This window comes from Pseudomonas sp. S1(2024) (assembly GCF_046557535.1).
Genome location: NZ_JBKGFP010000103.1, coordinates 21,708 through 39,407, shown reverse-complemented (window position 1 = coordinate 39,407; position 17,700 = coordinate 21,708). Strand labels below are relative to the sequence as shown.

The window sequence follows — 17,700 nt, the reverse complement described above, 5'->3', positions numbered from 1 at the left end:
TACGCCAAATGTTGCAACCAAAGCGTACAAAATTCCGCAAGCAGATGACTGGCCACAACCGTGGTCTGGCACTGCGCGGTAGCAAAGTCAGCTTCGGCGAATTCGCCCTGAAAGCTGTTGCTCGCGGTCGCCTCACCGCTCGCCAGATCGAGTCCGCACGTCGTGCGCTGACCCGTCACGTAAAACGTGGCGGTAAGATCTGGATCCGTGTGTTCCCGGACAAGCCGATCTCCAAGAAGCCTCTCGAGGTTCGTATGGGTAAAGGTAAGGGTTCCGTGGAATACTGGGTTGCCCAGATTCAGCCAGGCAAAGTCCTGTATGAGATCGAGGGTGTTTCTGAAGAGCTGGCGCGCGAAGCTTTCGCCCTGGCTGCTGCAAAGCTGCCTCTCGCCACCTCCTTTGTTAAGCGGACGGTGATGTGATGAAAGCGAATGAACTTCGTGAAAAATCGGCACAGCAACTGAATGAGCAACTGCTCGGCTTGCTGCGCGACCAGTTCAATCTGCGTATGCAGAAAGCAACTGGCCAGTTGGGGCAGTCGCACCTGCTCTCGCAAGTTAAGCGTGACATCGCTCGCGTGAAAACTGTGCTCAACCAGCAGGCAGGTAAGTGATCATGGCTGAAGCTGAAAAAACCGTCCGTACGCTGACTGGCCGTGTCGTCAGCGACAAAATGGACAAGACCATCACCGTTCTGATCGAGCGTCGCGTAAAGCACCCGATCTACGGTAAATACGTTAAGCGTTCGACTAAGCTGCACGCGCACGACGAAGCCAACCAGTGCAAGATCGGCGACAAGGTTTCCATCCGTGAAACCCGTCCGCTGGCCAAGACCAAGTCCTGGGCACTGGTTGAAGTCCTCGAACGCGCTGTTGAAGTCTAAGGGCTAGGGGTCGGAGAAATTTTATGATTCAGACTCAATCCATGCTCGATGTGGCCGATAACAGCGGCGCTCGTCGCGTCATGTGCATCAAGGTGCTCGGCGGTTCGCACCGCCGTTACGCCGGCATCGGTGACATCATCAAGGTAACCGTCAAGGAAGCAATTCCGCGCGGTAAGGTCAAGAAAGGCCAAGTGATGACTGCTGTTGTCGTGCGCACCCGTCACGGTGTTCGTCGCGCTGACGGTTCCATCATTCGTTTCGACGGCAACGCTGCTGTTCTGCTGAACAACAAGCAAGAGCCGATCGGCACTCGCATCTTCGGGCCAGTGACCCGTGAACTTCGTACTGAGAAGTTCATGAAGATCGTCTCGCTCGCCCCTGAAGTGCTGTAAGGAGATCCGACATGCAAAAGATTCGTCGTGACGACGAGATCATCGTGATCGCCGGCAAAGACAAAGGTAAGCGCGGTAAGGTGCTGAAGGTTCTGGCTGACAACCGTCTGGTTGTTGGTGGTGTGAACCTGGTCAAGCGTCATACCAAGCCTAACCCGATGGCGGGCGTACAGGGCGGTATCGTCGAAAAAGAAGCGCCTCTGCACGCTTCCAACGTTGCCATCTTCAACGGCGAAACCAACAAGGCTGACCGCGTTGGTTTCAAAGTAGAAGACGGTAAAAAAATTCGTGTCTTCAAGTCGACCCAAAAAGCGGTTGATGCTTGAACACTGCTAGGTAGAAGACCATGGCACGACTGAAAGAGATTTACCGGAACGAAATCGCTCCTAAGCTTAAGGAAGAACTTAAGCTGTCGAACGTGATGGAAGTTCCGCGCGTTACCAAGATCACCCTGAACATGGGTCTGGGCGAAGCGATCGGCGACAAGAAAGTCATCGAGCACGCTGTTGCCGACCTGGAAAAGATCACCGGTCAAAAGCCGGTAGTGACTTTCGCTCGTAAATCCATCGCGGGCTTCAAAGTCCGTGAAGGCTGGCCGATCGGTGTCAAGGTGACCCTGCGTCGCGACAAGATGTACGAATTCCTGGACCGCCTGCTGGCGATCTCCCTGCCTCGGGTTCGCGACTTCCGCGGCCTGAATGCCAAGTCCTTCGATGGCCGTGGCAACTACAGCATGGGCGTGAAAGAGCAGATCATCTTCCCGGAAATCGACTACGACAAGATCGATGCTCTGCGCGGTTTGGACATCACCCTGACCACCACTGCTCGTTCGGACGACGAAGGCCGCGCTCTGCTGCGTGCTTTCAAGTTCCCGTTCCGCAACTGATTGGAGTAGGAAAATGGCCAAGAAGAGCATGAAAAACCGCGAGCTGAAGCGTCAGCTCACGGTAGCCAAGTACGCCAAAAAGCGTGCCGAGCTGAAAGCGACCATCGTCAACCTGAACGCCTCTCCTGAAGAGCGTTTCGCTGCCGTTGTCGCCCTGCAGAAGCAGCCACGTGATGCCAGCGCTTCGCGTCTGCGCAACCGTTGCCGCCTGACCGGTCGTCCTCACGGTGTATACCGTAAGTTCGGCCTGGGCCGTAACATGCTGCGTCAAGCTGCAATGCGCGGTGACGTACCAGGTCTGGTCAAGGCCTCCTGGTAATCGCAGCAGGCTGGATCCCGGCGGAAGGGGAGCAATCTTCCGACCGCCGGTGACCTCGCCAACAAACAAGCCCCTATATGGGGCTTGTTTCGTTTCTACCTTGTGTCTAGAATGACCGGCTCACCTGAGCCTGGGTTTTTTGCCCTGTCCGCTCGGGTGGTTGTGATAGCCGCAAGGCTAATAATTCTTGTATCAGGAGCATCTAGCCCATGAGTATGCAGGACCCGTTAGCGGACATGCTAACTCGCATCCGTAATGCCCAGATGGCTGAAAAGTCCGTCGTAAGCATGCCTTCCTCCACCCTGAAGGTCGCGGTTGCCAAAGTTCTGAAAGACGAAGGTTACATCGCCGGCTACCAGGTAACTGGTGAGGCCAAGCCTTCCCTGTCGATCGAACTGAAGTACTTCGAAGGCCGTCCGGTCATCGAGGAGCTGAAGCGCTCCAGCCGTCCAGGCCTGCGCCAGTACAAGTCCGTCGCAGAACTGCCGAAAGTACGTGGCGGTCTGGGCGTGTCTATCGTCTCCACCAACAAAGGTGTGATGACTGATCGCGCTGCGCGCGCTGCCGGTGTCGGCGGCGAAGTTCTGTGCACAGTGTTCTAAGGGGAGATAGGCATGTCTCGCGTCGCTAAGAACCCCGTTAAGCTGCCAGCAGGCGTCGAAGTCAAATTCGCCGGCCAGCAGCTTTCGGTGAAGGGTGCCAAAGGCACTCTCGAACTGAACGTTCACTCGTCTGTTGAAGTTACCGAAGAGTCTGGCGAGCTGCGTTTCGTCGCTCGTAACGGTGACCAGCAAGCTCGCGCCATGGCCGGTACCACCCGCGCTCTGGTGAACAACATGGTCCAGGGCGTAAGCCAAGGCTTCGAGCGCAAGCTCCAGCTGGTCGGTGTTGGTTACAAGGCACAGGCCAAGGGCACCGTCCTGAACCTGGCCCTGGGCTTCTCGCACCCAGTGGACTACGAACTGCCAGCCGGTATCACCGCTGAAACCCCAAGCCAGACCGACATCCTGATCAAGGGTATCGACAAGCAGCTGGTGGGTCAGGTGGCCGCTGAAATCCGCGACTTCCGTCCGCCAGAGCCTTACAAAGGCAAGGGTGTGCGTTACGCGGACGAAGTAGTCCGTCGTAAAGAAGCCAAGAAGAAGTAGGGCCTAGCAAATGACCGACAAAAAAGTTACTCGACTGCGTCGCGCTCGCAAAGCACGTCTCAAGATGCACGAACTCGAAGTCGTGCGCCTGTGCGTGTTCCGCTCCTCGCAGCACATCTACGCCCAGGTCATTTCGGCCGACGGCAGCAAGGTTCTGGCAAGCGCCTCGACCTTGGACAAAGAACTGCGTGATGGCGCCACTGGCAACATCGACGCGGCCACTAAGGTTGGCAAGCTGGTAGCTGAGCGTGCGAAAGCCGCCGGTGTATCTCAAGTTGCCTTTGACCGTTCCGGCTTCAAGTACCACGGCCGCGTCAAAGCGCTGGCTGATGCTGCTCGTGAAGGCGGGCTGGAGTTCTAAGTTATGGCAAATAACGATCAAAAGCGCGACGAAGGCTACATCGAGAAGCTGGTTCAAGTTAACCGCGTTGCCAAAACCGTAAAAGGCGGCCGTATCTTCACCTTCACCGCACTGACCGTGGTAGGTGATGGTAAGGGCCGTGTTGGCTTCGGCCGTGGCAAATCGCGCGAAGTACCTGCCGCGATCCAGAAAGCCATGGAAGCTGCTCGCCGCAACATGATCCAGGTTGATCTGAAGGGCACCACCCTGCAGTACGCCACCAAGGCTGCCCACGGCGCCTCGAAGGTTTACATGCAGCCTGCCTCGGAAGGTACCGGTATCATCGCCGGTGGCGCAATGCGTGCTGTCCTGGAAGTTGCTGGTGTTCAGAACGTTCTGGCCAAGTGCTACGGTTCGACCAACCCAGTGAACGTGGTTTACGCCACCTTCAAGGGTCTGAAAGCCATGCAATCTCCTGAATCCATTGCTGCCAAGCGCGGCAAGAGCGTCGAGGAGATCTTCTGATCATGGCAACCGTAAAAGTAACGCTGATCAAGAGCGTCTCGGGCCGTCTGCCTAACCACAAGCTGTGCGTTAAGGGTCTGGGTCTGCGTCGCATCGGTCACACTGTAGAAGTCCAGGATACTCCCGAAAACCGCGGGATGATCAACAAGGCTTACTACATGCTGAAGGTCGAGGGTTAATCGATGAAACTCAATGATCTGAGTCCAGCGCCGGGTTCCCGTCGCGAGAAGCATCGTCCAGGTCGTGGTATCGGTAGCGGTCTGGGTAAGACCGGCGGCCGTGGCCACAAAGGTCAGACTTCCCGTTCGGGTGGTTCGATCGCTCCTGGCTTCGAAGGCGGTCAACAGCCGCTGCACCGTCGTCTGCCGAAGTTCGGCTTCGTTTCCCTGAAAGCCATGGATCGCGCCGAAGTGCGTCTGTCCGAGCTGGCCAAGGTGGAAGGCGACGTGATCTCCGTGCAATCCCTGAAGGATGCCAACGTGATCGGCCAGAACGTACAGCGCGTGAAAATCATGCTGTCTGGCGAAGTCACTCGCGCAGTCACCATCAAGGGTATCGCAGCCACCAAGGGTGCGCGTGCGGCTATCGAAGCAGCTGGCGGCAAGTTCGAGGAATAAATGGCTAAGCAAGGTGCTCTCTCTTCGCTCGGTAAGGGCGGGATGTCGGAACTCTGGGCTCGTCTGCGCTTTCTGTTCATGGCGATCATCGTCTATCGGATAGGTGCGCATATCCCGGTTCCTGGCATCAATCCAGACCGTCTGGCGGATCTGTTTCGGCAGAATGAGGGGACCATTCTTAGCTTGTTCAACATGTTTTCCGGTGGCGCGCTTGAGCGCATGAGCATCTTTGCACTGGGGATCATGCCGTACATCTCGGCATCGATCATCATGCAGTTGATGACGGCGGTCAGCCCGCAACTGGAACAGTTGAAGAAGGAAGGTGAAGCTGGCCGTCGCAAGATCAGCCAGTACACCCGCTACGGCACCGTTATCCTGGCACTGGTTCAAGCCATTGGCATGTCCATTGGCCTGGCCAACCAGGGCGTGGCGTTTTCTGTAGGCCTGGGCTTCCATGTCGTTGCCGTCTCCACCTTCGTGGCAGGCGCGATGTTCATGATGTGGCTGGGCGAGCAGATCACCGAGCGCGGTGTGGGCAACGGTATCTCGATGTTGATCTTCGCGGGTATCGTTGCCGGTCTTCCGAGAGCAATCGGGCAGTCTTTCGAGTCTGCGCGCACAGGCGATATCAACATTTTCGCCCTGGTCGCTATCGGTTTGCTGGCAGTAGCGATTATCGGTTTTGTGGTGTTCATTGAGCGTGGTCAGCGTCGTATCGCCGTTCACTACGCCAAGCGTCAGCAGGGCCGCAAGGTCTTCGCTGCGCAGACCAGCCACTTGCCGCTGAAGGTGAACATGGCGGGGGTTATCCCGGCCATTTTCGCGAGCAGCATTCTGCTGTTCCCGGCTTCGCTGGGTGCCTGGTTCGGTCAGTCCGAAGGTATGGGCTGGCTGCAGGACATCTCGCAGTCGATCGCTCCTGGTCAGCCGTTGAACATTCTGCTGTTTAGTGCAGGGATCATTTTCTTCTGCTTCTTCTACACAGCGCTGATGTTCAACCCGAAAGACGTAGCGGAAAACCTGAAGAAGTCCGGTGCCTTTATTCCGGGTATCCGTCCTGGTGAGCAGTCGGCACGCTACATTGATGGCGTTCTGACCCGTCTGACCATGTTCGGTGCTCTTTACATGATGGCCGTCTGCCTTCTGCCCCAGTTCCTGGTGGTGGCAGCAAATGTGCCGTTCTACCTTGGCGGGACCTCGTTGCTGATTGTGGTAGTGGTTGTGATGGACTTCATGTCCCAAGTACAATCGCACCTCGTTTCGCACCAGTACGAATCCCTGATGAAGAAAGCCAACCTGAAAGGCTACGGTGGCAGCGGTCTGCTGCGCTGATACGCCCCTAAGGTTCGAGGAGTCGGTAATGAAAGTTCGTGCATCGGTGAAAAAGCTGTGCCGTAACTGCAAGATCATCCGTCGCGAAGGCGTCGTACGAGTGATCTGCAGCGCGGAACCGCGTCACAAACAGCGCCAAGGCTGAGTGTGATCTGCGCTTCAAACCCAGCAGCTAGTGTGCTGCTGGGTTGATTATTCGTTTCTACAGCGATATTATCTCGCGCCCTATTTCTTGGCTTCCGGGGCGTAGGTAGCTGTCAATTGGAGTCCCACTGAATGGCCCGTATTGCAGGCGTCAACATTCCAGATAACAAGCATGCTGTTATCTCGCTGACCTACATCTATGGTGTCGGTCGCACTACTGCACAGAAGATCTGTGCAGACGCTGGTGTAAACCCAGCCGCTAAGATCAAGGATCTGAGCGACGAGCAAATCGAAACCCTGCGTGGCGAAGTCGCGAAGTTCACCACCGAAGGTGACCTGCGTCGTGACATCAACATGAAGATCAAGCGCTTGATGGACCTGGGTTGCTACCGCGGCCTGCGTCATCGTAAAGGTCTGCCGGTTCGCGGTCAGCGCACCAAGACCAACGCACGCACCCGTAAGGGCCCGCGTAAGCCGATCCGCAAGTAATCGCCCAGGAATATAGACATGGCAAAACCTGCTGCTCGTCCTCGTAAGAAAGTCAAAAAGACAGTGGTTGATGGCATCGCCCACATCCATGCCTCTTTCAACAACACCATCGTGACCATCACCGACCGTCAGGGCAACGCTTTGTCCTGGGCGACCTCCGGTGGTTCGGGTTTCCGTGGTTCGCGCAAATCCACCCCGTTCGCAGCCCAGATCGCTGCTGAGCGTGCTGGTCAAGCTGCGCTGGAATACGGTCTGAAGAACCTCGACGTAAACGTCAAGGGTCCAGGTCCAGGTCGTGAGTCCGCCGTTCGTGCACTGAACAGCTGCGGCTACAAGATCGCCAGCATCACCGACGTGACGCCAATCCCGCACAACGGGTGCCGTCCGCCGAAGAAGCGTCGCGTGTAATCAGGAGACAGATAAATGGCACGTTACATTGGTCCAAAATGCAAACTGTCTCGTCGTGAAGGCACTGACCTGTTCCTGAAGAGCGGCGTTCGCGCTCTGGAATCGAAGTGCAACATCGAAGCAGCCCCAGGTATCCACGGCCAGCGCCGTGGCCGTCAGTCCGACTACGGTACCCAGCTGCGCGAGAAGCAAAAAGTTCGTCGTATCTACGGTGTTCTGGAGCGTCAGTTCCGCGGTTACTACCAGGCTGCAGCCTCGAAAAAAGGCGCAACCGGTGAGAACCTGCTGCAACTGCTCGAGTGCCGTCTGGATAACGTCGTCTACCGTATGGGCTTCGGCTCGACTCGTTCCGAGTCCCGTCAGCTGGTTTCGCACAAAGCGATCAGCGTCAACGGTAAGACTGTAAACATTCCATCCTACCAAGTTCGTCCGGGTGACGTGGTCGCGGTTCGCGAGAAGTCGCTGAACCAGCTGCGCATTGTTCAAGCCCTTGAACTGTGCGCCCAGCGTGGCCGCGTTGAGTGGGTTGACGTGGATGCTGCTAAAAAGTCGGGCGTTTTCAAGAACGTTCCTGCTCGCAGCGACCTGTCTGCCGACATCAACGAGAACCTGATTGTCGAGCTCTACTCCAAGTAAGGGCTAGAAAATAGGTGCATCCATGCAGATTTCGGTAAATGAGTTCCTGACTCCCCGCCACATTGATGTGCAGGTAGTCAGTCCGACCCGCGCCAAGATTACGCTCGAGCCTCTCGAGCGTGGTTTCGGCCATACCCTGGGCAACGCGCTGCGCCGCATCCTGTTGTCCTCCATGCCTGGCTGTGCAGTAGTCGAGGCCGAGATCGACGGCGTACTCCACGAGTACTCCGCGATCGAAGGTGTTCAGGAAGACGTCATTGAAATCCTGTTGAACCTGAAAGGCCTGGCTATCAAACTGCACGGTCGTGACGAAGTTACGCTGACCTTGTCGAAAAAGGGTTCGGGGGTGGTTACCGCTGCCGATATTCAGCTGGATCACGATGTCGAGATCGTCAACCCCGATCACGTAATCGCGAACCTGGCGTCGAACGGCGCCCTGAACATGAAGCTCACTGTAGCTCGTGGTCGTGGTTACGAGCCGGCCGACTCCCGTCAAACCGACGAAGACGAAAGCCGTAGCATTGGCCGTCTGCAGTTGGACGCTTCGTTCAGCCCGGTGCGTCGTATCGCCTATGTGGTCGAGAACGCCCGTGTTGAACAGCGTACCAACCTGGACAAGCTGGTCATTGATCTGGAAACCAACGGCACCCTGGATCCTGAAGAGGCTATCCGCCGCGCTGCGACCATCCTGCAACAGCAGCTGGCCGCGTTCGTCGACCTCAAAGGTGACAGCGAGCCTGTCGTAGTCGAGCAGGAAGACGAGATCGATCCGATCCTGCTGCGTCCGGTTGACGACCTGGAACTGACTGTACGTTCGGCCAACTGCCTCAAGGCGGAGAACATCTACTACATCGGCGACCTGATTCAGCGTACCGAAGTAGAGCTGTTGAAGACTCCTAACCTGGGCAAGAAGTCCCTGACTGAAATCAAGGACGTCCTGGCCTCTCGTGGTCTGTCTCTCGGCATGCGCCTCGACAACTGGCCGCCTGCAAGTCTTAAGAAAGACGACAAGGCGACCGCCTGATCGTCGTAATCACCGAACGTAGTGTTTGGTAAGGAATGAATCATGCGTCATCGTAAAAGTGGACGTCACCTGAGCCGTACCAGCTCTCACCGCAAGGCTATGTTCCAGAACATGGCAGTGTCGCTGATCGAGCACGAGCTGATCAAAACCACCCTGCCGAAAGCCAAGGAACTGCGCCGCGTTGCCGAGCCGCTGATCACCCTGGCCAAGGAAGACAGCGTAGCTAACCGCCGTCTGGCCTTCGATCGTACCCGTTCGAAGTCCGCTGTTGGCAAGCTGTTCAACGACCTGGGCAAGCGTTACGCCACCCGTCAGGGCGGCTACCTGCGCATCCTGAAGTGCGGTTTCCGCGCTGGCGACAACGCTCCTATGGCGTACGTCGAGCTGGTTGATCGTCCGGTCGGCGGTGCTGTAGAAGCTGCTGAGTAAGACGTTCTGTCTGCTACAAAGAACCGGGCCTAGTGCCCGGTTTTTTGTTTCAAGATGTATTGTTTATTTCTATTGATTCAAGTCACGTAATGCATTTGTTCTTGTAACCTTGCTCGTCAATACTCTCTCCAGAGCCGATTAGCCGGCGCTTGAAGACCGATAAGGAGAGCCCATGAGCAAGATTCTCACCACCGCCAGCGGTGCACCTGTAGCAGACAACCAGAATTCCCGTTCCGCCGGCCCGCGCGGCCCGCTGCTGCTCGACGACTTCCACCTGATCGAGAAGCTCGCCCACTTCAACCGCGAGAACATTCCTGAGCGCCGCGTACACGCAAAAGGCTCGGGCGCCTACGGCACCTTTACCGTCACCCGCGATATCACCGATTACACCAGTGCCAAGTTGTTTGAACAGGTTGGCAAGCAGACCGAAACCTTCCTGCGCTTCTCCACCGTTGGTGGTGAGCGTGGCTCCGCTGATACCGAGCGCGATCCCCGTGGTTTTGCCGTCAAGTTCTACACCGAGGAAGGCAACTGGGACATCGTCGGCAACAACACGCCGGTGTTCTTCATCCGCGACCCACTGAAGTTCCCGGACTTTATTCACACCCAGAAGCGTCACCCACAATCCAACCTGAAGAACGCCCAGATGATGTGGGACTTCTGGTCGCACTCTCCCGAGGCGCTGCATCAGGTCACCATTCTGTTCTCCGATCGCGGCATTCCGGACGGCTACCGCCACATGCACGGTTTCGGTAGCCATACCTACAGCCTGATCAATGCCAAGGGTGAACGCACCTGGGTCAAATGGCACTTCAAGACCCAGCAAGGCATCAAGAACCTCACACCGGCAGATGCCGCGCGCCTGGCAGGTACTGACCCGGACTACGCCCAGCGCGACCTGTTCGAGGCCATCGAGCGAGGCGATTACCCACGCTGGACCGTATGCATCCAGGTGATGAGCGAGGCCGAGGCTGCCAGCCGCGACGAAAACCCCTTCGACGTGACCAAGACCTGGTCGCAGAAGGTCTACCCGCTGATTGAAGTGGGCGTGCTGGAGCTCAACCGTAACCCGCTCAACTACTTTGCCGAGGTCGAGCAGGCTGCGTTTGGCCCGAGCAACATGGTGCCGGGTGTTGGCCTGTCGCCGGACCGCATGCTGCAAGGGCGGGTATTCGCCTACGCCGACGCGCACCGCTACCGGGTGGGCACCAACCATCAGCAACTGCCGGTGAACGCACCACGCTGCCCGGTCAACAGCTACCAGCGTGATGGTTCCATGGCCACTGCCACTTACGGCAGCGCGCCGAACTATGAGCCCAACAGCTACAGCGATGCGCCAAAGCAGTCACCAAGCCACGCCGAGCCTGCACTGGCCCTGAATGGTTCGGCAGACCGCTACGACCACCGCGAGGACACCGACTACTACAGCCACGCCGGCGCGCTGTTCCGCCTGATGAACGATGAGCAGAAAGCCCTGCTGATAAACAACATTGCCGGCACCATGGCAGGCGTCAGCGAAGACGTGATCCAGCGTCAGCTGCAATACTTCTTCAAGGCCGATCCGGCCTACGGCGAAGGGGTTGCCAAGGCCTTGGGCATCAATCTCGCCTAAGTCGAAGTGATAAGAAGAACCGCCCTCATTTGGGCGGTTTTTCAATGAATATCACTACTGTTTAACCGATTTTTTGCTTCTAATTGCGCGGTTTTCAGTGACCGCAGGCAAAAGCTGGTTCACACTGTGTGACATAGACGTTTTCACATGGAGAAGCAGGGCGATGCAAGGTCACCCGGACGTAATCAACTACCTCGTTACGCTGCTGAAGGGCGAACTGGCGGCGCGTGACCAGTACTTCATTCACTCGCGTATGTACGAAGACTGGGGCCTGTCCAAGCTCTACGAGCGCATCAACCACGAAATGGAAGAAGAGACGCAGCACGCCGATGCCCTGATGCGTCGCATCCTCATGCTCGAAGGCACCCCTGACATGCGCGCGGATGACCTGGAGGTGGGCAGCACCGTGCCGGAAATGATCGAGGCCGACCTCAAGCTCGAGTACAAGGTACGCGGCGCGCTGTGCAAAGGCATCGAACTGTGCGAATTGCACAAGGACTACATCAGCCGCGATATCCTGCGTGCACAGTTGGCTGATACCGAAGAAGATCACACCTACTGGCTGGAGAAGCAGCAGGGGCTGATCAAGGCCATTGGCCTGGAGAATTACCTGCAGTCGCAGATGTAAAAGCCTGGGGCTGTTTGGCGGCCCTGTTACGACACAAGGCTGCTCCTAAGTTGGAATACGCCAATCCAGAGATTACGCGATCGCCTGTAGGAGCGGCCTTGTGTCGCGAAAGGGGCGCAAAGCGCCCCCCAAGGCCTTATGCCCGATCCCGCTCCAGCAACGGTTTCAGGTAGTGCCCGGTATACGACTGCTTCATCGTACTCAGTTCTTCCGGCGTACCGCAGGCAATGATCTGCCCGCCTTTCGAACCACCCTCCGGCCCCAGATCCACCAGCCAATCCGCGGTCTTGATCACATCCAGGTTGTGCTCGATCACCACCACGGTATTGCCGTGGTCGCGCAGGCGATGCAGGACGTCCAGCAACTGCTGAATATCGGCAAAGTGCAGGCCCGTGGTCGGCTCGTCGAGGATGTACAGGGTCTTGCCGGTGTCACGCTTGGACAGTTCGCGCGACAGCTTCACTCGCTGTGCCTCACCGCCCGACAGCGTGGTCGCCGACTGGCCCAGCTTGATGTATGACAGCCCCACATCCATCAACGTCTGCAGCTTGCGCGCCAGCGCCGGCACTGCGTCGAAGAACTCGCGGGCATCCTCGATGGTCATTTCCAGCACCTCGTGGATGTTCTTGCCCTTGTACTTGATCTCCAGGGTTTCGCGGTTGTAGCGCTTGCTCTTGCACACGTCGCACGGCACATAGATGTCCGGCAGGAAGTGCATCTCCACCTTGATCAGGCCATCGCCCTGGCAGGCCTCGCAACGGCCTCCCTTGACGTTGAACGAGAAACGCCCCGGACCATAGCCGCGCGAACGCGATTCCGGCACACCGGAGAACAGCTCGCGGATCGGCGTGAAGATGCCGGTGTAGGTCGCCGGGTTCGAGCGAGGGGTGCGGCCGATCGGGCTCTGGTCGATGTCCACTACCTTGTCCAGGTGCTGCAGGCCATCCATGCTGGCATGCGGCGCCGCTTCCAGGCTGCTTGAGCCATTCAGGGCGGTCGCGGCCAGTGGGAACAGGGTGTTGTTGATCAGTGTCGACTTGCCCGAACCGGACACCCCCGTCACGCAGGTCAGCAGGCCGATCGGGATTTCAAGGTCGACGTTTTGCAGGTTGTTGCCACGCGCGCCCTTGAGCTTGAGTTGCAGCTTCTTGTTGCGCGGCGTGCGCTTGGCCGGCACTACGATCTTCTTGCGCCCTGACAGGTACTTGCCGGTCAGCGAGTCGGGGTGCTCCATGACCTCCTGCGGCGACCCCTCGGCGACGATCTGACCGCCGTGCACGCCGGCCCCAGGGCCGATGTCCACCACGTAGTCGGCCAGGCGGATGGCGTCCTCGTCGTGTTCCACCACGATTACCGTGTTGCCCAGGTCGCGCAGGTGGTTGAGGGTGGCCAGCAGGCGGTCATTGTCACGTTGATGAAGGCCGATGGACGGCTCATCGAGGATGTACATCACTCCCACCAGGCCAGCACCGATCTGGCTGGCCAGGCGGATACGCTGCGCTTCGCCACCGGACAGGGTATCAGCGCTGCGGTCCAGGGTGAGATAGTCGAGACCGACGTTCACCAGGAACTGCAGGCGCTCGCAGATTTCCTTGAGGATCTTCGCCGCAATCTCGCCACGGCGTCCGGTCAGAGTCAGCTCGCCGAAGTAGTTGCTGGCTTCACCGATCGGCAGGTTGGTCACTGCCGGTAGCGTTTTTTCGCCCACCCACACATGCCTTGCCTCACGGCGCAGGCGGGTGCCGCGGCAATCGGGGCACGGCTGGGTGCCGAGGAACTTGGCCAGTTCTTCGCGCACGGTGGCCGACTCGGTCTCGCGGTAGCGACGCTCCAGGTTCGGCACGATGCCTTCGAACGGGTGCGAGCGCTTGACGATGTCGCCACGGTCGTTGAGGTACTTGAAGTCGACGCTCTGCTTGCCGCTGCCCTGCAGGATCACCTTCTGGTGCTCGACCGAAAGCTGGCCGAATGGTTCCTCCAGGCTGAAGCCGTAATGCGCGGCCAGCGAGCCGAGCATCTGGAAGTAGTACACGTTGCGCCGGTCCCAGCCGCGGATTGCGCCTTCGGCCAAGGTGAGCTCGGCATTGACCAGGCGCTTGGTGTCGAAGAACTGCTTCACCCCCAGGCCATCGCAGGTCGGGCAGGCGCCGGCGGGGTTGTTGAAGGAGAACAGCTTCGGCTCCAGCTCGCTGATGGCATGGCCACAGACCGGGCAGGCGAAACGCGCGGAGAAGATCGTCTCTTCGCCGGGCTCGTCATCCATCGGCGCTACCAGGGCTATGCCGTCGGCCAGCTTGAGCGCTGTCTCGAACGACTCGGCCAGGCGCTGTTGCAGGTCGGCGCGGACCTTGAAACGGTCCACCACCACATCGATGCTGTGTTTTTTCTGCTTGTCCAGCTTGGGCAGTTCGTCGAGCTCGTAGAGCTTGCCGTTGACCCGGGCGCGCACAAAGCCCTGGGCCCGCAGCTCGTCGAACACCGCCAGGTGCTCGCCCTTGCGCTCGCGCACCACCGGCGCCAGCAGCATCAGCTTGCTGCCTTCCGGTCGCTCCAGCACCAGGTCGACCATCTGGCTGATCGTTTGCGCTTCCAGCGGGATATCGTGATCCGGGCAGCGTGGGGTACCCACGCGAGCGTACAGCAGGCGCAGATAGTCGTAGATTTCGGTGATGGTGCCGACCGTGGAGCGGGGGTTGTGCGAGGTCGACTTCTGCTCGATGGAAATGGCTGGCGACAGTCCTTCGATGGTATCGACGTCGGGCTTTTCCATCATCGACAGGAACTGCCGGGCGTAGGCCGACAGCGATTCCACATAGCGGCGCTGGCCTTCGGCGTACAGGGTGTCGAACGCCAGGGACGACTTGCCGGAACCGGACAGGCCGGTGATCACGATCAGCTTGTCCCGGGGCAGGGTCAGGTCAATGTTCTTCAGGTTGTGGGTACGTGCCCCACGAATCAGGATCTTGTCCACTGCGGCCTCGCTCGGCGGGCATAAACAAGGAAGTATACGGCGCCCTGCCATTACGCGGCAAAGCGTCGCGTAGATGCCGTCAAGCTGTCGGACTGATAGAATCGCCGCCGGTTCACACGAGGTTAATCCATGCACGACACCCACAACGAGCGTATGAGTGGCGGCGAAACCCGCGCCGCTGGCGGCCTGGCCCTGGTCTTTGCCTTTCGTATGCTGGGCATGTTCATGGTCTTGCCGGTGCTGGCCACCTACGGCATGGACCTGGCCGGTGCCACGCCTGCGCTGATCGGCCTGGCCATTGGTGCCTATGGCCTGACCCAGGCCGTATTGCAGATCCCGTTCGGGATCATTTCCGATCGCATCGGCCGCCGGCCTGTGATTTACCTGGGGCTGGTCATCTTTGCCCTGGGCAGTGTATTGGCGGCCCAGGCCGACTCTATCTGGGGGGTGATTGCCGGGCGTATCCTGCAGGGGGCCGGGGCGATTTCCGCTGCGGTCATGGCGCTGCTGTCCGACCTCACCCGCGAGCAGCATCGGACCAAGGCCATGGCCATGATCGGCATGAGCATCGGCCTTTCGTTTGCCGTCGCCATGGTCGTCGGCCCATTGCTGACTCGTGCCTTTGGCTTGTCAGGATTGTTCCTCGCCACGGCAGGACTTGCCCTGGTCGGCATCCTGCTGATCGCCTTTGTGGTGCCCAATACCCACAGCATCCTGCAGCACCGTGAGTCGGGTGTGGCGCGCCAGGCCATCGGCCCGACCCTGCGCCATCCGGACCTTCTGCGCCTGGATGTGGGCATCTTCATCCTCCACGCCATCCTCATGGCCAGCTTCGTCGCATTGCCACTGGCCTTTGTCGAGCGCGGCGGCCTGCCGAAGGAGCAGCACTGGTGGGTATACCTGACCGCATTGTTCATCTCATTTTTTGCAATGGTCCCGTTCATCATCTATGGCGAAAAAAAGCGCAAGATGAAACGCGTGCTGGCCGGGGCGGTCAGTGTGTTGCTGCTGGTGGAGGTGTTCTTCTGGCAGTGGGCTGACGGTTTGCGCGGACTGGTGATCGGCACCGTGGTATTCTTTACTGCATTCAACCTGCTGGAGGCATCGCTGCCTTCGCTGGTGAGCAAGGTGTCGCCTGCAGGTGGCAAGGGGACGGCAATGGGGGTTTACTCCACCAGCCAGTTCCTCGGTGCTGCCCTGGGAGGAATCCTCGGTGGCTGGTTGTTCCAGCACGGCGGGCTGAACATGGTGTTCCTCGGTTGTGCGGTACTGTGTGCCATCTGGTTGGTCGTCGCCTTGCGCATGAACGAGCCGCCCTATGTGACCAGCCTGCGCATGCCGCTGACGCCAGAGGCAGTCCGGGAAGCCGGCCTGACCGAGCGCCTGATGGCTGTACCGGGTGTGACCGACGCCGTCGTGGTGGCGGAAGAAGCCGCCATCTATATCAAACTGGATACGAAAATTTTGGACCGTACGACCCTCGAGCGCCTGGTGAACCCGGCCTCTTCGGCGTGCGAAGCCTAGGAGAACGTTATGGCCCGTGGGGTTAACAAAGTCATTCTGGTCGGCACCTGTGGCCAGGATCCCGAAGTCCGCTACCTGCCCAACGGTAACGCCGTGACCAACCTGAGCCTGGCTACCAGCGAGCAGTGGACCGACAAGCAGTCGGGCCAGAAGGTCGAGCGTACCGAGTGGCACCGTGTGTCGCTGTTCGGCAAGGTTGCCGAAATCGCCGGCGAATATCTACGCAAAGGTTCGCAGTGCTACATCGAAGGCAAGCTGCAGACCCGCGAGTGGGAAAAAGACGGCATCAAGCGCTACACCACCGAGATCATCGTCGACATCAACGGCACCATGCAGCTGCTCGGCGGTCGCCCGCAGAACCAGCAGCAGGGCGGTGACCCGTACAACCAAGGTGGCGGCAACTACGGTGGCGGCCAGCCGCAGCAGTACAACCAGGCCCCACGCCAGCAGGCCCCGCGCCCGCAACAGGCTCCTCAGCGCCCGGCCCCGCAGCAGCCAGCCCCGCAGCCGGCGGCTGACTTCGACAGCTTCGATGACGATATTCCGTTCTGATCCAAGCCGTTAAGCAGCTGGCAAAAAACCAAAAACCCAAGGCAGATGTCTTGGGTTTTTTTATGAGCAAACAGTGGTAGTGCTGTGCGGGCTTTCCTCTAGAAAGAAAGCGGCGAGGATAGGGCGCCAGCTTCGCGATATTGCGGGAATCTCGGCAGCCCATTGAGTAGGAAAAATGCCTATAAGATATTGCCAATTTTATATGGTTATAGGAAACGCTGACCGTAAATGTCAGAGACTTCTGAAGTTTTAGTGGAGCGCACTTTTTCTTTCCCTGATCGCTTAGTATTCACTTTTTAAAGGAGTGGATCATGCAAAGTGCTGAGAAGGAATGCCTGTTAGGTCAAATAAACCTGAAATCAGACGCGCGAAACTACGATGTCTCCGGTTTTTCCGAGATGTATGCGGCTCATCTTGAGGGGCCTGCTGGGGACGCTGCGTTTTACGGTCGAGTACTAATAGGCATTGGTTTCGCAATTTCCGCACTGGGCCTTGGCATCTTCCTGTTTGGGCCTGAGGTTATTTATTATGACCGGTTTTCAGGCCCAACTCTGATTCAACACATACAAGCGAATTCCGGCCTCGTTGCAATGGCCGGCGGGTTGATAATGGCGTGGGGCGGGAAGCAGCGGGATGAAGGCATTGTTTATCGGGAGGATTTTCTCCTGTCCCATTACAAGTTTGTAACGGAAGATGGGCAAGATGTTAGCGGTCAGGTTTCTGTCCGATATCTGGAAGGAGATAATTTCAGTGTATTCATCGACTTGTAGTCGAGCGAGTATGTTCGGGCTTTGTTAGAGTCACATTCGTCATTGATTCAAGTTATGCCTCTTGCTTGACAG

The 17,700-nt window shown here is 58.2% G+C and carries 26 protein-coding genes; 25 read left to right on the top strand and 1 reads right to left on the bottom strand.

All coding sequences use genetic code 11. The features are described from left to right. The first annotated feature begins 8 nt into the window (after window positions 1-8). The 22 genes from rplP to bfr all read left to right on the top strand — a co-directional run bounded on the left by rplP (window position 9) and on the right by bfr (window position 11,811). Window positions 9-422, top strand: coding sequence for a 50S ribosomal protein L16 (gene rplP, locus ACLCGK_RS28185; RefSeq protein WP_003255479.1), 414 nt, complete (start codon window positions 9-11; stop codon window positions 420-422). Then, window positions 422-613 carry a 50S ribosomal protein L29 gene (gene rpmC / locus ACLCGK_RS28180; protein ID WP_002555481.1) on the top strand — a complete coding sequence of 64 codons (192 nt, stop codon included), beginning with the start codon at window positions 422-424 and terminating at the stop codon, window positions 611-613. The genes rplP and rpmC overlap by 1 nt, the downstream gene beginning before the upstream one ends. A gap of 2 nt (window positions 614-615) precedes the next feature. After that, window positions 616-882: a 30S ribosomal protein S17 gene (rpsQ, locus tag ACLCGK_RS28175; protein ID WP_003255478.1), complete on the top strand. Its 267-nt coding sequence runs from the start codon at window positions 616-618 to the stop codon at window positions 880-882. A 23-nt stretch (window positions 883-905) separates the two neighbouring features. Then, window positions 906-1,274, top strand: coding sequence for a 50S ribosomal protein L14 (rplN, locus tag ACLCGK_RS28170; protein WP_002555479.1), 369 nt, complete (start codon window positions 906-908; stop codon window positions 1,272-1,274). A gap of 11 nt (window positions 1,275-1,285) precedes the next feature. Beyond that, window positions 1,286-1,600, top strand: a complete 315-nt coding sequence (rplX, locus tag ACLCGK_RS28165) for a 50S ribosomal protein L24 (RefSeq protein WP_013970637.1) — start codon at window positions 1,286-1,288, stop codon at window positions 1,598-1,600. A gap of 20 nt (window positions 1,601-1,620) precedes the next feature. Beyond that, window positions 1,621-2,160: a 50S ribosomal protein L5 gene (gene rplE / locus ACLCGK_RS28160; RefSeq protein WP_003257095.1), complete on the top strand. Its 540-nt coding sequence runs from the start codon at window positions 1,621-1,623 to the stop codon at window positions 2,158-2,160. A gap of 13 nt (window positions 2,161-2,173) precedes the next feature. After that, window positions 2,174-2,479: a 30S ribosomal protein S14 gene (gene rpsN, locus ACLCGK_RS28155; protein ID WP_013970638.1), complete on the top strand. Its 306-nt coding sequence runs from the start codon at window positions 2,174-2,176 to the stop codon at window positions 2,477-2,479. A gap of 209 nt (window positions 2,480-2,688) precedes the next feature. Continuing rightward, the gene (gene rpsH, locus ACLCGK_RS28150) at window positions 2,689-3,081 is read left to right on the top strand and encodes a 30S ribosomal protein S8 (RefSeq protein ID WP_009681971.1); all 393 of its coding nucleotides are present in this window, start codon (window positions 2,689-2,691) and stop codon (window positions 3,079-3,081) included. Between the two features lie 12 nt (window positions 3,082-3,093). Beyond that, window positions 3,094-3,627, top strand: coding sequence for a 50S ribosomal protein L6 (gene rplF / locus ACLCGK_RS28145; protein WP_009681972.1), 534 nt, complete (start codon window positions 3,094-3,096; stop codon window positions 3,625-3,627). Window positions 3,628-3,637: 10 nt separating this feature from the next. After that, window positions 3,638-3,988, top strand: a complete 351-nt coding sequence (gene rplR / locus ACLCGK_RS28140) for a 50S ribosomal protein L18 (protein WP_009397496.1) — start codon at window positions 3,638-3,640, stop codon at window positions 3,986-3,988. 3 nt (window positions 3,989-3,991) lie between these two features. Beyond that, complete coding sequence (gene rpsE / locus ACLCGK_RS28135; protein WP_003255465.1) at window positions 3,992-4,492, top strand: 30S ribosomal protein S5; 501 nt, start codon at window positions 3,992-3,994, stop codon at window positions 4,490-4,492. 2 nt (window positions 4,493-4,494) lie between these two features. Further along, complete coding sequence (rpmD, locus tag ACLCGK_RS28130; protein WP_003255463.1) at window positions 4,495-4,671, top strand: 50S ribosomal protein L30; 177 nt, start codon at window positions 4,495-4,497, stop codon at window positions 4,669-4,671. Window positions 4,672-4,674: 3 nt separating this feature from the next. Further along, complete coding sequence (gene rplO, locus ACLCGK_RS28125; protein ID WP_003257107.1) at window positions 4,675-5,109, top strand: 50S ribosomal protein L15; 435 nt, start codon at window positions 4,675-4,677, stop codon at window positions 5,107-5,109. After that, window positions 5,110-6,441: a preprotein translocase subunit SecY gene (gene secY, locus ACLCGK_RS28120; RefSeq protein ID WP_003257108.1), complete on the top strand. Its 1,332-nt coding sequence runs from the start codon at window positions 5,110-5,112 to the stop codon at window positions 6,439-6,441. A gap of 28 nt (window positions 6,442-6,469) precedes the next feature. Further along, the gene (gene rpmJ, locus ACLCGK_RS28115; protein ID WP_002555468.1) at window positions 6,470-6,586 is read left to right on the top strand and encodes a 50S ribosomal protein L36; all 117 of its coding nucleotides are present in this window, start codon (window positions 6,470-6,472) and stop codon (window positions 6,584-6,586) included. 131 nt (window positions 6,587-6,717) lie between these two features. Next, the gene (gene rpsM / locus ACLCGK_RS28110) at window positions 6,718-7,074 is read left to right on the top strand and encodes a 30S ribosomal protein S13 (RefSeq protein WP_003257112.1); all 357 of its coding nucleotides are present in this window, start codon (window positions 6,718-6,720) and stop codon (window positions 7,072-7,074) included. Between the two features lie 18 nt (window positions 7,075-7,092). Then, window positions 7,093-7,482, top strand: a complete 390-nt coding sequence (rpsK, locus tag ACLCGK_RS28105; protein ID WP_003255454.1) for a 30S ribosomal protein S11 — start codon at window positions 7,093-7,095, stop codon at window positions 7,480-7,482. Window positions 7,483-7,497: 15 nt separating this feature from the next. Beyond that, window positions 7,498-8,118 (top strand): 30S ribosomal protein S4, encoded by a 621-nt coding sequence (gene rpsD, locus ACLCGK_RS28100; protein WP_003257114.1) that lies wholly within the window; start codon window positions 7,498-7,500, stop codon window positions 8,116-8,118. A gap of 22 nt (window positions 8,119-8,140) precedes the next feature. After that, window positions 8,141-9,142, top strand: coding sequence for a DNA-directed RNA polymerase subunit alpha (locus ACLCGK_RS28095; RefSeq protein WP_003255452.1), 1,002 nt, complete (start codon window positions 8,141-8,143; stop codon window positions 9,140-9,142). A 42-nt stretch (window positions 9,143-9,184) separates the two neighbouring features. Then, on the top strand, window positions 9,185-9,571 hold the full coding sequence (gene rplQ, locus ACLCGK_RS28090; protein ID WP_003255451.1) for a 50S ribosomal protein L17: 387 nt from the start codon (window positions 9,185-9,187) through the stop codon (window positions 9,569-9,571). Window positions 9,572-9,743: 172 nt separating this feature from the next. Next, window positions 9,744-11,183: a catalase gene (locus ACLCGK_RS28085; RefSeq protein WP_410953385.1), complete on the top strand. Its 1,440-nt coding sequence runs from the start codon at window positions 9,744-9,746 to the stop codon at window positions 11,181-11,183. Window positions 11,184-11,346: 163 nt separating this feature from the next. Next, the gene (gene bfr / locus ACLCGK_RS28080; RefSeq protein ID WP_003257116.1) at window positions 11,347-11,811 is read left to right on the top strand and encodes a bacterioferritin; all 465 of its coding nucleotides are present in this window, start codon (window positions 11,347-11,349) and stop codon (window positions 11,809-11,811) included. 136 nt (window positions 11,812-11,947) lie between these two features. Here the strand turns inward: bfr and uvrA are convergent, their stop codons facing one another. Further along, a complete protein-coding gene (gene uvrA, locus ACLCGK_RS28075) occupies window positions 11,948-14,782 on the bottom strand; it encodes an excinuclease ABC subunit UvrA (protein WP_410953384.1) in 2,835 nt (944 codons plus the stop codon). A gap of 129 nt (window positions 14,783-14,911) precedes the next feature. Here uvrA and ACLCGK_RS28070 point away from each other — a divergent pair, with 129 nt between their 5' ends. The 3 genes from ACLCGK_RS28070 (at window position 14,912) to ACLCGK_RS28060 (ending at window position 17,628) form a co-directional block, all read left to right on the top strand. Then, the gene (locus ACLCGK_RS28070; protein WP_061551338.1) at window positions 14,912-16,306 is read left to right on the top strand and encodes an MFS transporter; all 1,395 of its coding nucleotides are present in this window, start codon (window positions 14,912-14,914) and stop codon (window positions 16,304-16,306) included. A gap of 9 nt (window positions 16,307-16,315) precedes the next feature. Next, window positions 16,316-16,858 carry a single-stranded DNA-binding protein gene (locus ACLCGK_RS28065; RefSeq protein ID WP_013970644.1) on the top strand — a complete coding sequence of 181 codons (543 nt, stop codon included), beginning with the start codon at window positions 16,316-16,318 and terminating at the stop codon, window positions 16,856-16,858. Between the two features lie 311 nt (window positions 16,859-17,169). Further along, window positions 17,170-17,628, top strand: coding sequence for a hypothetical protein (locus ACLCGK_RS28060; protein WP_039614600.1), 459 nt, complete (start codon window positions 17,170-17,172; stop codon window positions 17,626-17,628). The last annotated feature ends 72 nt before the right edge of the window (window positions 17,629-17,700 follow it).

Excerpts from the sequence above, each read along its gene's own strand:
- rpmC (WP_002555481.1), top strand. The coding sequence starts at position 422 with ATGAAAGCGAATGAACTTCGTGAAAAATCGGCACAGCAACTGAATGAG.
- rpsM (WP_003257112.1), top strand. The coding sequence starts at position 6,718 with ATGGCCCGTATTGCAGGCGTCAACATTCCAGATAACAAGCATGCTGTT.
- rpsK (WP_003255454.1), top strand. The coding sequence starts at position 7,093 with ATGGCAAAACCTGCTGCTCGTCCTCGTAAGAAAGTCAAAAAGACAGTG.
- rpsH (WP_009681971.1), top strand. The coding sequence starts at position 2,689 with ATGAGTATGCAGGACCCGTTAGCGGACATGCTAACTCGCATCCGTAAT.
- secY (WP_003257108.1), top strand. The coding sequence starts at position 5,110 with ATGGCTAAGCAAGGTGCTCTCTCTTCGCTCGGTAAGGGCGGGATGTCG.
- rplF (WP_009681972.1), top strand. The coding sequence starts at position 3,094 with ATGTCTCGCGTCGCTAAGAACCCCGTTAAGCTGCCAGCAGGCGTCGAA.
- ACLCGK_RS28095 (WP_003255452.1), top strand. The coding sequence starts at position 8,141 with ATGCAGATTTCGGTAAATGAGTTCCTGACTCCCCGCCACATTGATGTG.
- ACLCGK_RS28060 (WP_039614600.1), top strand. The coding sequence starts at position 17,170 with ATGCAAAGTGCTGAGAAGGAATGCCTGTTAGGTCAAATAAACCTGAAA.
- rplX (WP_013970637.1), top strand. The coding sequence starts at position 1,286 with ATGCAAAAGATTCGTCGTGACGACGAGATCATCGTGATCGCCGGCAAA.
- ACLCGK_RS28065 (WP_013970644.1), top strand. The coding sequence starts at position 16,316 with ATGGCCCGTGGGGTTAACAAAGTCATTCTGGTCGGCACCTGTGGCCAG.
- rpsD (WP_003257114.1), top strand. The coding sequence starts at position 7,498 with ATGGCACGTTACATTGGTCCAAAATGCAAACTGTCTCGTCGTGAAGGC.
- bfr (WP_003257116.1), top strand. The coding sequence starts at position 11,347 with ATGCAAGGTCACCCGGACGTAATCAACTACCTCGTTACGCTGCTGAAG.
- rpsQ (WP_003255478.1), top strand. The coding sequence starts at position 616 with ATGGCTGAAGCTGAAAAAACCGTCCGTACGCTGACTGGCCGTGTCGTC.
- ACLCGK_RS28070 (WP_061551338.1), top strand. The coding sequence starts at position 14,912 with ATGCACGACACCCACAACGAGCGTATGAGTGGCGGCGAAACCCGCGCC.
- rpmJ (WP_002555468.1), top strand. The coding sequence starts at position 6,470 with ATGAAAGTTCGTGCATCGGTGAAAAAGCTGTGCCGTAACTGCAAGATC.
- rplP (WP_003255479.1), top strand. The coding sequence starts at position 9 with ATGTTGCAACCAAAGCGTACAAAATTCCGCAAGCAGATGACTGGCCAC.
- rplN (WP_002555479.1), top strand. The coding sequence starts at position 906 with ATGATTCAGACTCAATCCATGCTCGATGTGGCCGATAACAGCGGCGCT.
- rplQ (WP_003255451.1), top strand. The coding sequence starts at position 9,185 with ATGCGTCATCGTAAAAGTGGACGTCACCTGAGCCGTACCAGCTCTCAC.
- rpmD (WP_003255463.1), top strand. The coding sequence starts at position 4,495 with ATGGCAACCGTAAAAGTAACGCTGATCAAGAGCGTCTCGGGCCGTCTG.
- rplE (WP_003257095.1), top strand. The coding sequence starts at position 1,621 with ATGGCACGACTGAAAGAGATTTACCGGAACGAAATCGCTCCTAAGCTT.
- ACLCGK_RS28085 (WP_410953385.1), top strand. The coding sequence starts at position 9,744 with ATGAGCAAGATTCTCACCACCGCCAGCGGTGCACCTGTAGCAGACAAC.
- rplO (WP_003257107.1), top strand. The coding sequence starts at position 4,675 with ATGAAACTCAATGATCTGAGTCCAGCGCCGGGTTCCCGTCGCGAGAAG.
- rpsE (WP_003255465.1), top strand. The coding sequence starts at position 3,992 with ATGGCAAATAACGATCAAAAGCGCGACGAAGGCTACATCGAGAAGCTG.
- rpsN (WP_013970638.1), top strand. The coding sequence starts at position 2,174 with ATGGCCAAGAAGAGCATGAAAAACCGCGAGCTGAAGCGTCAGCTCACG.
- rplR (WP_009397496.1), top strand. The coding sequence starts at position 3,638 with ATGACCGACAAAAAAGTTACTCGACTGCGTCGCGCTCGCAAAGCACGT.